The following is a 14,159-nucleotide window of genomic DNA, read 5'->3' as shown; positions in this document are numbered from 1 at the left end:
CGCACCGGCGCTCATTCCTGAAGCGGGATCACCTCTACCCGGTCGCCGGGGCCCGTGACGACCAGCACCCGCTTTCCGGTTACGCCGGTGAGGGCCTGGGCGAGATGCTCGGCCGTTGCCGAGCTACCGGCGCCGTCGGCGCGCTTCAGCACGAAGACGGCCGCGCCTCCGGTCGCTGCGCCGATTGCGAGGCTGAGTGGTTCCGGGTCGGCGTCCGTTACCAGGAGCACGCGGCCGATGGTGCGCGCCGGCTGCGGGGCCTCTGCACTCACCGAGCGGTCTCGTCGCCAGACAGCGAAATGATACCCAGCGGCGAGGCCGGTGGCTACCAGCAGCCCTAGCGAGGCCCGCACCCGGTCGATCACGCTGTCCCCGGTGAAGTCGCCGAGGGCGAACTCGAAGAGCCGGTAGCCGATCACCAGAAGCGTCACGATGGCAACGACCGCGCTCACGCCGAACACCAGGATCAGGTACACCCTTCGTCCCGTGGAGCGGACCTCCGCGGGGGAGAGCGGCGTCGTAGGCTGCCAGGCCAGCCACCACACCGGGCCGCCGACGACGAGGGCGCTGATGCCGCCCAGCAGGAGGGTTCGGGTTCCTGAACCGGCGAGCGGGGTGGTCGTGGCGGCGAGGATCGCGTTCACGACCACGCCCAGCCCGGAGGCCGCGGCCACGAGACCCACGCCGGAGGTCACAAGCTTCGTCGCCACCCTCGTCGTGTCCGACCGGGCCAGGGTCAGGCCCCGGTGGTAGCTCCAGACGAGTGCGCCGATGAAGGCGACCGAGACGCCGAAACCCAGAAGGTCGAGGATGTCGGTGACCGGGTCGGTGCGGTCGAAGGCCAGTCTGAGCAGCAGGAACAGCACGGTTCCGACCCCGCTCAGCGTCAGGATGGCCGCCCCGGCCACGCCGACGGCCACGACCATTAGATCGGCGAGGCCGCCGCGCAGGTCGCGGGCCTGGCTGCGGATCCAGTGCCACCACCAGATGACCAGCCCGCCGGCGAACCAGATGAGCGCCTGGAGGGTCAACTCCCACCAGGGTTCGCCCGGGGTGAGGCTCGGTGCGGCGTCGACGGCGGCGTCGATGGCGGCGTCGAGAAGAGAGCTGAGGGCCGTGACGGCGCCGCCCACCGCGATCACGAGACCGAAGACGGAACCGAGGATCGGGGCCACGGTGACCAGCTGGGTGGGGCTCTTCTCCTCGTGTCGGGACATCCACAGGTGCCAGACCCACACGCCGGCCCAGACCACTCCGGTGGCGAAGAGGCGCGGTTGCCAGTCCCCGCGCACGAGCACGGCCGCCGTGGTCAGCAGGGCGGTGCTGAACGTGACAAGGGAGACCGTATACAGGCCGGCCAGGTAGAGCCCCCAGGCGACGGATGATCGTTCCGCGCCGTCCATTCGGCGCCACAGCACCCACCAGAGTACGGCCGCGAACGGGCCGGCGATGAGGGTGAACGCGAGCGAGCGGGCGAGCCCGGTGATGTCGCTGGAGGCAAGTGCGTTGCCGGCGTCGAGGAGGCGCCCGAGCAGTCCGCTCACTCCGATGGCGGCAATCACGACCAGGGCGAAGAGCAGAATGTATACGATCACCCGGCGTACCGTGGGCTGGGCCGCGCTCTCCCCGGACGGCGTCGATTTGCGCACCGCGATCACGATGCCGGCGATACCGCCGCCGATCACCAGGACGGCAACCAGCAGCACCACGCTGACCATCAGGAACCGGCTTTCGGATTCGGGCAGATGTTGAGTTCGTAGGGGGCGTCATCGATCAACCACGTGCCGTCGACGGCCACCAGGTCGAAGACGCCCTGGGTCTCGTACTCGTCGGCTCCGAAGGGGCCGCTGCCGTAGGAGGTGACGATGGACACCTTCACGTCGGCCGACTCGGCCCGCTCGGTGGTCGACACGAGAGTGACCCGCATGTTGTCGGTGGGGCCCCGGTCGAAGTCCTCGCAGCCATCGAACGCGTCCTCGGTGAGGTACGCGCCAGCGGCCTGCTCGTCGCCGTCGATGACGGCCGCGGAATAGTCCTGGACGAGGCCTTCCGGGGTGTCGGCGTCAAGCTGTTCGGGTTCGCCGCCGGTGAAGACGACGATGAGGGCGATGACCACCAGCGCTCCGATCACGGACAGTAGGGCAACCAGGGTCCGATCGGGCTTTCCATTTGCTGTGCTCATCTGTTCAGCATGGCCCAAACTACGCGACGGCACCACGACGGCGGTGGCACGTGTCCGGGGGACCTAGGCTATTGCTGTGTCGACGCTCAGTAATCTCGTACTTGCCCAGGGCCGCAGCAGTGCGGAGGATGTGGACTGGCTCCATATGCTTGTCGCGGATGGCCAGCTCCTGGCCGATCTCGCCTTCGCGGACATCGTCGTGTGGGTGCCCAGCAGCACCGGGAGCTTCGTGGCCGTCGCCCACGCCAGGCCGTCGAGCGCCGCCACCCTCTTCTATCGTGACTTCGTCGGGCAGAGCATCAAGGTCGAGTGGCGACAGCAGGTCACCGAGGCTTTCGAAACGGCGAAGATCGTCGACACCACGGCCCCCGACTGGTACGAGGAGACCCCGACCCGGGTGCGCGCGATCCCGGTGCGGCGGCGGCTCAGTTCCACGGGTTCCCAGATCTCGGACACGCCGGTGGCGGTGCTCACCCGGCACACCAACCTGAGTGAGGCGCGCACGCCGAGCCGGCAGGAGCTGACCTTCAACGACTGCGCCAATGACCTCTTCGCCATGATCGCGTCCGGCGATTTTCCCGATCTGGGCGCCCCCACCGGCCCGAGGCGCGGCGCCCCGCGCGCCTCGGACGGACTCATCCGTCTCGACGTCGACGGCGTGACCACGTTCGCGAGCCCGAATGCCCTCTCCGCCTTCAACCGGATGGGGTTCGCCGACGAGCTGGAGGGCGAGTCCCTCGCCGAGGTGACCACTAGCCTGCTCACTGGAACGGCGGTTGTCGACGAGACCCTGCCGCTCGTGGTCACCGGCCGGGCGCCATGGCGCACCGACGTGGAGGCCCGCGGCGTGACGGTCTCGCTGCGTGCCATCCCGATCCGCAACCGGGGCGAACGGATCGGAGCCATCGTTCTCTGCCGGGACGTCACCGAGCTGCGGCACCAGGAACGTGAGCTGATCACGAAGGATGCCACCATCCGGGAGATTCACCACCGGGTCAAGAACAACCTGCAGACGGTGGCCTCGCTCCTGCGGATCCAGGCGCGCCGCACGCATTCCGACACGGCCAGGGAAGCGCTCAACCAGGCGATGCGCCGCGTGGCCGCCATCGCCGTCGTGCACGACACACTGTCCGAGGGCCTCAGCCAGAAGGTCGACTTCGACGTGGTGTTCGACCGGGTGTTGCTGCTGATCATGGAGGTGGCGTCCGCGCACAACACGACGGCGCATCCGAAGTCGTCCGGCAGTTTCGGTATCCTGCCCAGCGCCTACGCGACGCCGCTCGCCCTCGCGCTGACAGAGCTCGTGACGAACGCCGTCGAGCACGGGCTGGCCGGACGCGAGGGGGAGGTGTCGATCGAGGCCGAGCGTAACGAGGAGACTCTCACCGTGCGGGTCCGGGACAACGGCACGGGCCTGCCGGAGGGCAAGGTCGGGTCGGGACTCGGAACCCAGATTGTGCGCACCCTGATCCAGGGAGAGCTCAGCGGCAGTATCGACTGGCACACCATGATGGGCAGCGGCACCGAAGTGACCATCGAGATCCCGCTGCGGTACATGCGCGAAGCGTAGCGCCGGGCGCGGGGTGGCGCCGCGGGGTGTCGCCTCGGGGTGGCGCCGCGGGGTGTCGCCTCGGGGTGTCCCCTCAGTGTGTCGCCTCGGGTGCTGAGCGCGTCGCGCGCAACGAAGAAAGGCCCGGCTGTTCAGCCGGGCCTTTCTCTGTGATCCTGTGGTGCGGGGGGCGCCGTGTTAGGACGCGCGCCGGGCCCGGGCCGCGCGTCGCTTGAGCGCGCGACGCTCGTCTTCGCTCAGTCCACCCCAGACGCCGGAGTCTTGACCGGTTTCGAGGGCGTACTGCAGACACACCTCGGTGACGTTGCAACGGGCGCAGACCGACTTGGCCTTCTCGATCTGGTCCACAGCGGGGCCAGTATTACCGACCGGAAAGAAGAGTTCCGGGTCGGCGGTGAGGCAGGCAGCTTTGTCGCGCCAGTCCATAGGGGTGCTCCTTTATTGCAGGGATGCCTGGCCGATTGGCCGAAGATGAGAGGCTGCCGATTGCAGGAAGGGTAATGGATCTACTCGTTCAGATCGACTCACGTCCCTGTGAGCGTCAACCGGGCCTCAAAAATGATCGCATAATGGTGGAGTCAAATCAATAGTTTTGAATGGGATATCTCTGTGAATGCACGGTCAGACCACAGCGGCGACGACGAGAACCAGGCCGGCCGGGTGCGTCGGCCACGGGCCGTGCTGCTCCTCGCCGCGATCCTCTGCGCGGAGGCAGCCCTCCTCTGGGTCGCGGTCGCGTGGCTTATTCTCGAGTTGCTGATCGCGACGCCGACCTCCTTGGCCACGGCCCTCGCCATCCTGGTGCTCGTGCTGATCGCCGCGTCCTGGGTGACCGCCATCGCGGTCAACTCCCTGCGGCGCCGGTCCTGGATCCGGGGCGCGGCCGTCACCTGGCAGCTGGTGCAGATCGCCGTCGCCATCGGCTCCTTCCAGGGGCTCTACGCACGGCCCGACCTCGGCTGGGCGCTTCTTCTGCCGTCGGTCATGGTCCTCGTGCTGCTGTTCCAGCGGCGCGTAATCGCAGAAACGACGTCGGCGCGCTCCGAGGACGACTTGCCGCAGTAGTGGCGCAGCAGCGGCGCAGCAGGGCCGCTCCGGCGGCGGCAGCGGCGGGGTGGGCAAGACGTGCGTTCGAGCGCTCCGGGCCCGGTATGGGCCACCTGCGGCCGGTGGGGGCAGCGCAGGGACCGTGCAGGGACTGTGCCGGCCGCGTGGCGGCATCCGTTTGGTCAGGCCGGCAGGCCGAGCTTCTTGCGCAGGCTCGCGACATGGCCGGTGGCCTTCACGTTGTAGAGGGCTAGCTCGACCATGCCGGTCTCGTCGATCACGACGGTGGAACGCAGCACGCCCGTGACGGTCTTGCCGTAGAGGTTCTTCTCGCCCCAGGCGCCGTAGCCCGTGTGCACCGCGAGGTCGGTGTCGCTGAGGAGCGCGAACGTGAGCTGCTCGGTCTCCTGGAACTTCTTCAGCTTGACCGGGGCATCCTTCGACACGCCGAGCACCTGGTAGCCGGCCGATGCCAGTGAGCTGAGGTTGTCGCGGAAGTCGCAGGCCTGCTTCGTGCAGCCGGGCGTCATCGCCGCCGGGTAGAAGTACACGACGACCTTCGAGCCGGCGAAATCGGCCAGCGACACGGCGTTCCCGTCCTGGTCGGACAGGGTGAACGGAGGGGCTTGGTCGCCGGTCGCGAGCCGCGTGGAATCGGTCATCCCCCCACGCTACTGGTCCCGCCTGTACCCATTTTCCACCCATCCCTGACGAATTCGACGGAGATTTGGGGTCAAGCACCCGTTTTTTGGCCCTGCAACGCTCTCTAGAGCAAAATCTCCGTCGAATTCGTTCAGTGCAGGGGCTGCTGGCTCGGGGGTGGTGGGTGACAGGGGGCTAGTGGGTGGGGGCGGCGGCGAAGGTGGCGAGCAGGCGCTGCAGCGAGTCCAGGCGCACCTTGCCGGTCTCGCCGAGCTTGCCGGCGCTAACGGCCTCATTGATCGCGCAGTCGGGCGAGTTCGGCAGGTGGGTGCAGCCGCGCGGACACTTTTGGGAGATCAGGGCCAGGTCGGTGAAGGCCTTGAGGATGTTGTCGGTGTTGATGTGGCCGAGACCGAAGGAGCGCACGCCGGGGGTGTCGATGACCCAGCCCCGGCCGGCATCCGTTTGCAGTCGCAGCGAGATGGTCGACGAAGACGTGTGCCGGCCGCGGCCGGTCACCGTGTTGACGACTCCGACGGCGCGGTGGGCGCTCGGCACCAGGGCGTTGACGAGGGTGGACTTGCCGACGCCGGAGTGACCGACGAAGACCGTGTCGTGGCCGACCAGGGCGGCGGAGATCTCCGCCAGCGGCATGGCGTCGTCGCGGCTCTCGAAGACGGGCAGGTCGAGGCCGGCGAAGTTGCGGAGGAAGGCGGTGGGGTCGGCCAGGTCGGTCTTGGTGATGCAGAGAATGGGATTCACGCCCGCGTCGTAGGCGGCGACGAGGTAGCGATCGACGAGACGGATGCGCGGCTCCGGGTTGGCAACGGCCACCACGATCAGCATCTGGTCGGCGTTGGCGACGATCACTCGCTCCACGGCGTCGGTGTCGTCTGCGCTGCGGCGCAGCAGCGTCGTGCGCGGCACGATCCGCACGATTCGGGACAGGCTGCCCGGTGCTCCGGTCGTGTCGCCGACGATGTCGACGCGGTCGCCGGTGACGACGGCCTGCTTTCGCAGTTCGCTCGCCCGGGCGGCGGTCACCCGGCGCTCGGCAGGCAGGTTCTCGTCGAGCATGACGGTGTACCGGCCTCGGTCGACCGAGAGGATGCGCCCGGTCAGCGCGTTCTCGTGGTCGGGGCGGGTCTTGGTGCGCGGCTTGCTGCCCTTGCGGTTGGGGCGCACACGCACGCTCGACTCGTCGAACTCGGGCTCATCGTCGTCGGCACTCGCCCACCACGTCACGACGGGACTCCGGAAACGAGCGCCGACCAGAGGTCGGTGAACTGGGGGAGGGTTTTCGAGGTCGTGCCGATGTTTTCGATCAGCAGGCCGGGAACGCGAAGCCCGATCAGCGCGCCCGCGGTTGCCATCCGGTGGTCGTCGTAGGTGTTCCACGGCCCGCCGTGCAGCGGGCGCGGGTCGATCTGCAACCCGTCGGGCAGCTCGGTGACGGCGCCGCCAAGCCCGTTGATCTCCGCGACGAGGGCCGCCAGCCGGTCGGTCTCGTGGTGGCGGATGTGCCCGATCCCGGTGATCGTGCTCGGGGACTCGGCCAGGGCGGCCAGGGCCACGAGCGTGGGCGCGAGCTCTCCGCCGGTCGACAGGTCGAGCTCCACGCCCCGGATGCGGCCGGTCCCAGAGACCGTCAGCCGGTCGCCCTCCCGAGACACCTCGGCGCCGAAGCGCGGCAGCAGGTCGGCCAGGTCGGCGCCGACCTGGGTGGTGGTCTCGGGCCAGCCGGAGATGGTGACGCTGCCCCCGGCCACGAGGGCCGCGGCGAGGAACGGCGCCGCGTTCGAGAGATCGGGTTCGATGTCGACCTCGGCGCCCTGGATCGGGCCGGGAGCCACGATCCACTCGCCGACGGCCGGGCTGTGCACCGTGACGCCGCGCCGGGCCAGCGTGGCGATGGTCATCTCGATGTGCGGCAGGCTGGGCAGGCGCTCGCCGGAATGGCGCAGGTGCAGGCCCTGCCCGAAGCGCGGCGCGGCGAGCAGCAGGCCGGAGACGAACTGGCTCGACGTGGACGCGTCGATGGTGATCTCCCCGCCGACTAGCGTGCCGGTGCCGTGCACGGTGAAGGGCAGGGCGCCGCGACCGTCGTCGTTGATGTCGGCGCCGAGGGCCCGCAGGGACGAGATGGTGGTGCCCATCGGGCGGCGGCGTGCGCCGGCGTCCCCGTCGAAGGTGGTCGGCCCGAGGCCGAGCGTCGCGACCGGCGGCAGGAAACGCATCACGGTGCCGGCGAGACCGCAGTCGACGGTCGTCGACCCGAGCAGCTCCCCGGGGGTGATCCTCAGGTCGGAACCGAACTCCCCGGCGCCGGGGACCTCCTCGATGACGGTGCCCAGTTGACGCAGCGCCGCGACCATCAAGTCGCTGTCCCGCGAGTGCAGCGGGGCACGCAACAGCGACGGATGCGCGGCGAGGGCGCTGAGCACCAGCTCCCGGTTGGTCAGCGACTTCGACCCCGGCAGGGACACGGACGCTGAGAGCGGGCCGGCGGCCGTCGGAGCGGGCCAGCGGGCATCCGTCACCTCGGGCGACGTGTCGCCGTAGGGATCGAACTCAGGCTTGGAATATCTCGAGATCAACATCGGTTATCAGAATAGTCGGTGATGAAAGAGAGAGGGAGGCCCGGGTGACGCTGTCCATGGTGCTGGAGCGACCCGCGGTCGTTTCACGCGACGGCTTAGGATTGTCCGTGATGACAACCGATGCGATCGAAATGCGAGACCTGTTCGAAGAGCAGGCACTGCCCTTTGTCGACCAGCTGTACGCCGCGGCCATGCGCATGACGCGCAACCCCTCCGACGCCCAGGATCTGGTTCAGGAAACGTTCGTGAAAGCGTTCGCTGCGTTCAAACAGTTCGAGCAGGGCACCAATCTCAAGGCCTGGCTGTACCGCATCCTGACCAACACCTTCATCAACACGTACCGCAAGAAGCAGCGTGAGCCGTTCCAGGGCACCATCGACGATCTCGAGGACTGGCAGCTCGGCGGCGCGGAGTCCCGCACGGCGATGGCGAATCGTTCGGCGGAGGCCGAGGCCATCGACCACCTGCCGGACAGCGCCGTCAAGGACGCGTTGCAGTCCATCCCGGAGGACTTCCGGCTGGCTGTCTACTTCGCCGACGTGGAGGGGTTCTCCTACCAGGAGATCGCCGAAATCATGAAAACACCCATTGGCACCGTGATGAGTCGCCTGCATCGTGGCCGGCGCCTCCTGCGCGACCTGTTGGCCGGTTACGCCCTTGAGCGCGGCCTGGGAACAGCGGCGGGCCAGACTCGAACCGGGAGCACACCAGCATGACCGATTGTGGCTGCGAGAAGGCCAAGGCCGAACTCGAGGAATACCTGCACAACGAACTGTGCGGCGAAGACGCGTCTGACATTCAGGAGCACCTCGCCCACTGCAGCGACTGCAGCGACGAGCACCTGGTCGGGCGCACCCTTACCGAGGCCGTGCAGCGCGCATGCCGTGAAATGGCCCCCGAAGACCTGCGCGACCAGGTGTTGCTGAAGCTGCGCACCATCCAGTCCGCCCACTAGCCGATCGGCAGGTCGGCGTCCTCCTCACCGGCGTCGTCGATGTTCTTCTCCTCGGGGAGCGGCTCGTCGACCGAGCCGAGCACGAACAGGGCCCCGGTCGGGTCGGTGACCAGCGCGAAGGTGCCGAACTCCGCCGTCCACGGCTCACGGACGACCGTGCCGCCGAGCTCTGTCACGGTCGTGACGGCCGCGTGCACGTCAGGCACCCCGAGATAGAGCTGCCAGTGCGAGGGCACGCTGTCGGGCAGGTGTTCCGCGGCGTCGAAGACGCCCGTCACCATCTCACCCTCCGCCCCGATCGTGCTGTAGCGGAAGTCCTCCGTGTCGCTCAGGACGACCGGTTTCCAGCCGAACACCTCGGTGTAGAAATCGAGGGCGGCGGAATAGGAGCGGGTATTCAGCTCGTGCCAGACCGGTGAGCCCGCCTCGCCGAAGACGTCGAAGCCGGTGAACTCGTCGGCCTGCCACACCCCGAAGGGCGCACCCGTCGGGTCCATGAGGATGGCCATGCGGCCCATGGTTCCCACCGTCATCGGCTCGGCCAGCACGGCTGCGCCGGCTGCGCGGGCGACGGCGACGGCGGCGTCGGCATCCGTCACCGACAGGTAGGTGGTCCACGCGTCGGGCAGTTGGGAACCCGGCTCCTGTGAGCTCATGCCGGCGACGTCCGCGTCGCCCTTCCGGAAGGTGACGTAGTTGCCGTACTCCGAACCGGAATCGCTGGCCGTCCAGCCGAACAGCCGGGTGTAGAACTCCCGGGCGCGCGGCAGGTCGGAGGTCATCAGGTCGGCCCAGCAGGGCTGGCCGGTTCGGTTCGCGTGCGGTGCGGGCATGGCGGATCTCCTTGTCGGTGGCCGATGCGTCGGCGGGCGGTGCGGCCAGCCTAGATGAGTGAGTCCTAATAGCCGAGGGGCGATAGGGGTTCGCGGTTCCGAGACGGTTGTTTCCGGTGCCGACGCCGGGCGATCAGGGGACCGTGACGCTGGATGAAGTGTGGACCGCCGTGTCTTTCGAGTCCGAAGCCGTGCAGTAGCGCTGTCCCGAACGAATTCGACGGAGATTCCGCCCAAAACCGACCCAAAACATCCGGAAATGCTGTTTTGGAAGAAAATCTCCGTCGAATTGGTTCGACGCCGGGTCATGACCAGCGCTACGCGGTCGTCGCCTCTGATCTTGCGGGGGTGACACAGCCCGTCGATCAGGACTCACCCGTCGAGGACTGGGCCGTAGCGTCCGGTGCGGCCCATTCTGTCGAACGGTTCTGCCGGTCGGCGCAGGTTACAGGGTAAGCGCCTGGCGTAGTAGTTCGGCCTGCTCGACCGCGTGACGCTTCGCCGAGCCCGCCGCCGGCGACGCCGACGCCGCCCGGGAGAACAGGGTCACCGGGCGCGGGCCCAGCTTGTTCGTCTCGAGGTAGAAGAACGGCCAGGCACCCTGGTTCTCCGGCTCGTCCTGCACCCAGGCGAGTTCAGCGTCGGGGTACTGGTCGGCGACCTGCTTGAGTTCGACGGCGGGCAGCGGGTAGAACTGCTCCAGGCGAACCAGCGCGATCTCCGGGTTCGGGTTCTTGTCGAGTTCGGCGAGCAGGTCGTAGTAGAGCTTGCCAGCCAGGAACAGCACCCGCTTGACGCGCGGCTTGTCGGTGATCCGGGCGTCGTCGATGACCGGTTCGAACCGGCCGGTGGTGAAGTCGGCCACCTCGCTGGTCGCGCCCCGCAGGCGCAGCATCGACTTCGGAGTGAAGACGATCAGCGGGCGCCGCGGGCGCATGTAGGCCTGACGGCGCAGCAGGTGGAAGTACGACGCGGGCGTCGACGGGCGAGCGACGGTCATGTTGTCTTCCGCGCACAGCTGCAGGTAGCGCTCGATCCGGGCGGACGAGTGGTCCGGCCCCTGGCCCTCGTAGCCGTGCGGCAGCAGCAGCACAACGGATGACCGCTGGCCCCACTTCTGCTCGGCGGAGGAGACGAACTCGTCGATGACCGTCTGGGCACCGTTGGCGAAGTCGCCGAACTGCGCCTCCCAGAGCACCAGGGCGTCGGCGCGTTCCACCGAGTAGCCGTACTCGAAGCCCATGGCCGCGTATTCGCTGAGCAGCGAGTCGTAGATCCAGAACCGGGCCTGGTCTTCGCTGAGGTTCGCCAAGGGCAGCCATTCCTGGCCGTTGATGCGGTCGTGCAGCACCGCGTGACGCTGCACGAACGTGCCGCGGCGGGCATCCTGGCCGGCGAAGCGCACCGGGGTGCGCTCGAGCAGCAGGGAGCCGAGGGCGAGGAGTTCGCCGAAGCTCCAGTCGATTTTGCCGTTGCGACTCATGTCGTTGCGCTTCTGCATCAGCTGCTGCAGCTTATTGTGCACGGTGAAGCCGGCGGGCTTGTTCAGGAAGGCGTCGCCGATCAGGTGCACGACCGCTTCGGGCACCCCGGTGGTGGACGGTTCCCCGACCGCGTCGTCGTGCTTGTCGGTACCGTGCTTCTCGGCACCGATTCCCTGCGGCGCGGCACCGGCCGCGCTGACGATCGGGATCGACGAGGACTGCGCCGCGTGCGTCTCCATGAACGCGCGCTCGAGGCGGTCCTGGAAATCCGCGTGCGAGGCCTCGTATTCCTCCTGCGTGATGTCGCCGCGACCGACGAGAGCCTCGGTGAAAAGCTTCCGGACGGAGCGCTTGGCCTCGATCAGGTTGTACATCAACGGCTGGGTCATCGAGGGGTCGTCGCCCTCGTTGTGCCCGCGGCGGCGGTAGCAGACGAGGTCGATGACGACGTCCCGCTTGAATTCCTGACGGTACGCGAAGGCGAGCTCCGCGACCCGCACCACGGCCTCGGGGTCGTCCCCGTTGACGTGGAAGATGGGCGCCTGGATGGTCTTGGCGACATCCGTCGAGTACACCGAGGTGCGTCCGTCACCGGGCAGTGTGGTGAAGCCGACCTGGTTGTTGACGACCAGATGGATGGTGCCGCCGGTGCGGAACCCGCGCAGTTGGGACATCTGGAGCGTCTCCAGGACGATGCCCTGGCCGGCCATGGCCGCGTCGCCGTGCACGAGGACGGGGAGGGTGGAGAAGGTGCCGATCGGCTTGCGGTCCTGCTTGGCGCGCACGATGCCCTCGAGGACGCCGTCGACGGCCTCGAGGTGGGACGGGTTCGCGGCCAGGTAGACCGGCATCTCCGTGCCGTTGGTGGCACGGAAGGTGCCCTCGGTGCCCAGGTGGTACTTGACGTCGCCGGAGCCCTGCACGGTGCGGGGATCCTGCGTGCCCTCGAACTCGCGGAAGATCTGACCGTAGGTTTTGCCCGCGATGTTGGTGAGCACGTTCAGGCGCCCGCGGTGGGCCATGCCGATGCAGACCTCGTCGAGGCCGGCATCCGCGGCACCCTGCAGGATCGAGTCGAGCAGCGCGATGGTGGACTCGCCGCCCTCGAGGCTGAACCGCTTCTGGCCGACGTACTTGGTCTGCAGGAAGGTCTCGAAGGCCTCCGCCTCGTTGAGCTTGCCGAGGATGCGCATCTGCTCGTCATGCGTGGGCTTGACGTAGCTCTTCTCCATCTTTTCCTGCATCCACTTGCGCTGGGCAGGGTCCTGGATGTGCATGTACTCGATGCCGGTCGTGCGGCAGTAGGAGTCGCGCAGCACGCCGAGGATGTCGCGCAGGAGCATCAGGCGTTTGCTGCCGAACCCGCCGGTGACGAACTCGCGGTCCAGATCCCAGAAGGTCAGCCCGTGGTTCGAGATTTCCAGGTCGGGGTGGGAGCGCTGCGTGTATTCGAGCGGGTCGATGTCGGCCATCAGGTGGCCGCGCACGCGGAACGCGTTGATGAGCTCCTGCACGCGGGCGGTCTTGTCGACGGCGCTGGCCAGGTCGACGCTGATGTCGGGCGCCCAGTGGATCGGGTCGTATGGGATGCGCAGGGCCGAGAAGATGTCCTCGTAGAAGTTGTGCTGCCCGATCAGGAGCTCGTGCACGATCTTGAGGAATTCGCCCGAGCCGGCACCCTGGATGACCCGGTGGTCGTAGGTGCTGGTCAGCGTGATGGTCTTGGAGATGGCGAGGCCGGTCAGGGTCTTGCCGCTGGAACCCTGGAACTCGGCCGGGTAGTCGAGGGCGCCGGCGCCGATGATGCAGCCCTGGCCCTTCATCAGGCGCGGCACGGAGTGCACCGTGCCGATGCCGCCGGGGTTGGTGAGGGAGACCGTGGCGCCGGAGAAGTCATCCGCCGTCAGCTTGCCCTTGCGAGCCCGGGTGACGAGGTCTTCGTAGGAGGAGAGGTACTCACCGAAGGTCATCGTGTCCGCGCGCTTGATGGCCGGGACCATCAGGGAGCGGGTGCCATCGGGCTTGGGCAGGTCGATCGCGATGCCGAGGCCGACGTGCGCGGGGGCGATGACCGAGGGCTTGCCGTCGATCTCGTTGTAGTAGACGTTCTGGCTGGGGAACATCTTCAGCGCCTGGATCAGCGCCCAACCGATCAGGTGCGTGAACGACACCTTGCCGCCGCGCGAGCGCTTCATGTGGTTGTTCATCACGATGCGGTTGTCGATGAGGAGCTTCGCCGGGATGGTGCGCACGCTGGTGGCTGTGGGCACGGTCAGGCTGGTCGCCATGTTCGCCGCGAGGCTCTTGGACATGCCGCGGAGCGGGGTGACGACGTCGACCTCGGTGGCCTCGGCGGCGGTCGGCTGCGAGTTCGTGATCGGAATGTCGGCCGGCACGGGGACCCGCTTGGGCGCGCTGGACGTCGTGCGCGCGGTGCGCTGCCCGCCGACGACGGGGATGGGCGCCGTGATCGGGGCCGGCTCCGCCGCTGAGGCGGCCGGGGTTGCGGGGGCGCTTGCCGCGGGTGTGGTCACGTCGGGAGCGATCACGGCGGGCGCGTCGCCTGCGGGTGCGCTGCTCGCGGGAGCCTCTGAACCGTCGCTGCGGCCGTTCGCGGTCCGGTGGTAGCTCTCGAGGACGGGCCACCAGGACTCGTCCACCAGCTTCTTGTCGACAAGGTACCGATCGTACAGTTCGTCGACGAGCCACTCGTTCGCTCCGAATTCACCCGACGTCGTCTCGTCGGACCCACTACCGGTCAACTGGCTTGACACAGCCGGTTCCCACTCTCTACGTTGATTTTGAATGTCCCGAGCGGTCGTGCACGCCCGGCGCGGTCTGCCCGT

12 protein-coding genes are annotated in these 14,159 nt (G+C 68.1%); 4 read left to right on the top strand and 8 right to left on the bottom strand.

Annotated elements, in window-relative coordinates:
- Nucleotides 1-11: 11 nt before the first annotated feature.
- Nucleotides 12-1,718 carry a DUF5671 domain-containing protein gene (locus CXY82_RS06685; RefSeq protein ID WP_233199234.1) on the bottom strand — a complete coding sequence of 569 codons (1,707 nt, stop codon included), beginning with the start codon at nucleotides 1,716-1,718 and terminating at the stop codon, nucleotides 12-14.
- Nucleotides 1,718-2,182: a hypothetical protein gene (locus CXY82_RS06680; protein WP_104170226.1), complete on the bottom strand. Its 465-nt coding sequence runs from the start codon at nucleotides 2,180-2,182 to the stop codon at nucleotides 1,718-1,720. The genes CXY82_RS06685 and CXY82_RS06680 overlap by 1 nt, the downstream gene beginning before the upstream one ends.
- Before the next feature lie 76 nt (nucleotides 2,183-2,258).
- Between CXY82_RS06680 and CXY82_RS06675 the strand changes: the two genes are divergently transcribed.
- Complete coding sequence (locus CXY82_RS06675; RefSeq protein ID WP_104099852.1) at nucleotides 2,259-3,752, top strand: sensor histidine kinase; 1,494 nt, start codon at nucleotides 2,259-2,261, stop codon at nucleotides 3,750-3,752.
- A gap of 177 nt (nucleotides 3,753-3,929) precedes the next feature.
- Here the strand turns inward: CXY82_RS06675 and CXY82_RS06670 are convergent, their stop codons facing one another.
- Nucleotides 3,930-4,178: a WhiB family transcriptional regulator gene (locus tag CXY82_RS06670; protein ID WP_035837005.1), complete on the bottom strand. Its 249-nt coding sequence runs from the start codon at nucleotides 4,176-4,178 to the stop codon at nucleotides 3,930-3,932.
- Nucleotides 4,179-4,361: 183 nt separating this feature from the next.
- Here CXY82_RS06670 and CXY82_RS06665 point away from each other — a divergent pair, with 183 nt between their 5' ends.
- On the top strand, nucleotides 4,362-4,817 hold the full coding sequence (locus tag CXY82_RS06665; protein ID WP_233193992.1) for a hypothetical protein: 456 nt from the start codon (nucleotides 4,362-4,364) through the stop codon (nucleotides 4,815-4,817).
- 164 nt (nucleotides 4,818-4,981) lie between these two features.
- Here CXY82_RS06665 and bcp read toward each other — a convergent pair whose 3' ends face one another.
- The 3 genes from bcp to aroA all read right to left on the bottom strand — a co-directional run bounded on the left by bcp (nucleotide 4,982) and on the right by aroA (nucleotide 8,041).
- Entirely contained in the window at nucleotides 4,982-5,461 is a 480-nt protein-coding gene (gene bcp, locus CXY82_RS06660; RefSeq protein WP_104099853.1) for a thioredoxin-dependent thiol peroxidase, read from the bottom strand.
- A 175-nt stretch (nucleotides 5,462-5,636) separates the two neighbouring features.
- Nucleotides 5,637-6,686, bottom strand: coding sequence for a ribosome small subunit-dependent GTPase A (gene rsgA, locus CXY82_RS06655; protein ID WP_104170225.1), 1,050 nt, complete (start codon nucleotides 6,684-6,686; stop codon nucleotides 5,637-5,639).
- Nucleotides 6,683-8,041, bottom strand: coding sequence for a 3-phosphoshikimate 1-carboxyvinyltransferase (gene aroA, locus CXY82_RS06650; RefSeq protein ID WP_104170224.1), 1,359 nt, complete (start codon nucleotides 8,039-8,041; stop codon nucleotides 6,683-6,685). Before aroA ends, rsgA begins: the two co-directional genes overlap by 4 nt.
- A gap of 110 nt (nucleotides 8,042-8,151) precedes the next feature.
- Here aroA and CXY82_RS06645 point away from each other — a divergent pair, with 110 nt between their 5' ends.
- Both CXY82_RS06645 and CXY82_RS06640 read left to right on the top strand, forming a co-directional pair.
- Nucleotides 8,152-8,757 (top strand): sigma-70 family RNA polymerase sigma factor, encoded by a 606-nt coding sequence (locus tag CXY82_RS06645; protein WP_233193997.1) that lies wholly within the window; start codon nucleotides 8,152-8,154, stop codon nucleotides 8,755-8,757.
- Complete coding sequence (locus CXY82_RS06640; protein WP_104170222.1) at nucleotides 8,754-8,996, top strand: zf-HC2 domain-containing protein; 243 nt, start codon at nucleotides 8,754-8,756, stop codon at nucleotides 8,994-8,996. Before CXY82_RS06645 ends, CXY82_RS06640 begins: the two co-directional genes overlap by 4 nt.
- On the opposite strand, the gene CXY82_RS06635 is transcribed toward CXY82_RS06640, so the two are convergent.
- Both CXY82_RS06635 and CXY82_RS06630 read right to left on the bottom strand, forming a co-directional pair.
- Nucleotides 8,993-9,829 carry a VOC family protein gene (locus CXY82_RS06635; RefSeq protein ID WP_104170221.1) on the bottom strand — a complete coding sequence of 279 codons (837 nt, stop codon included), beginning with the start codon at nucleotides 9,827-9,829 and terminating at the stop codon, nucleotides 8,993-8,995. The genes CXY82_RS06640 and CXY82_RS06635 overlap by 4 nt on opposite strands.
- Nucleotides 9,830-10,274: 445 nt before the next feature.
- Nucleotides 10,275-14,087 carry a multifunctional oxoglutarate decarboxylase/oxoglutarate dehydrogenase thiamine pyrophosphate-binding subunit/dihydrolipoyllysine-residue succinyltransferase subunit gene (locus tag CXY82_RS06630; RefSeq protein WP_104170220.1) on the bottom strand — a complete coding sequence of 1,271 codons (3,813 nt, stop codon included), beginning with the start codon at nucleotides 14,085-14,087 and terminating at the stop codon, nucleotides 10,275-10,277.
- Nucleotides 14,088-14,159 lie beyond the last annotated feature (72 nt).

This window comes from Cryobacterium sp. M23, assembly GCF_002929655.1.
Taxonomy (GTDB): domain Bacteria; phylum Actinomycetota; class Actinomycetes; order Actinomycetales; family Microbacteriaceae; genus Cryobacterium; species Cryobacterium sandaracinum.
This window is presented reverse-complemented; position numbering and strand designations above follow the sequence as displayed.

Excerpts from the sequence above, each read along its gene's own strand:
- CXY82_RS06635 (WP_104170221.1), bottom strand. The coding sequence starts at position 9,829 with ATGCCCGCACCGCACGCGAACCGAACCGGCCAGCCCTGCTGGGCCGAC.
- CXY82_RS06645 (WP_233193997.1), top strand. The coding sequence starts at position 8,152 with ATGACAACCGATGCGATCGAAATGCGAGACCTGTTCGAAGAGCAGGCA.
- aroA (WP_104170224.1), bottom strand. The coding sequence starts at position 8,041 with ATGTTGATCTCGAGATATTCCAAGCCTGAGTTCGATCCCTACGGCGAC.
- CXY82_RS06680 (WP_104170226.1), bottom strand. The coding sequence starts at position 2,182 with ATGAGCACAGCAAATGGAAAGCCCGATCGGACCCTGGTTGCCCTACTG.
- CXY82_RS06640 (WP_104170222.1), top strand. The coding sequence starts at position 8,754 with ATGACCGATTGTGGCTGCGAGAAGGCCAAGGCCGAACTCGAGGAATAC.
- CXY82_RS06685 (WP_233199234.1), bottom strand. The coding sequence starts at position 1,718 with ATGGTCAGCGTGGTGCTGCTGGTTGCCGTCCTGGTGATCGGCGGCGGT.
- CXY82_RS06670 (WP_035837005.1), bottom strand. The coding sequence starts at position 4,178 with ATGGACTGGCGCGACAAAGCTGCCTGCCTCACCGCCGACCCGGAACTC.
- bcp (WP_104099853.1), bottom strand. The coding sequence starts at position 5,461 with ATGACCGATTCCACGCGGCTCGCGACCGGCGACCAAGCCCCTCCGTTC.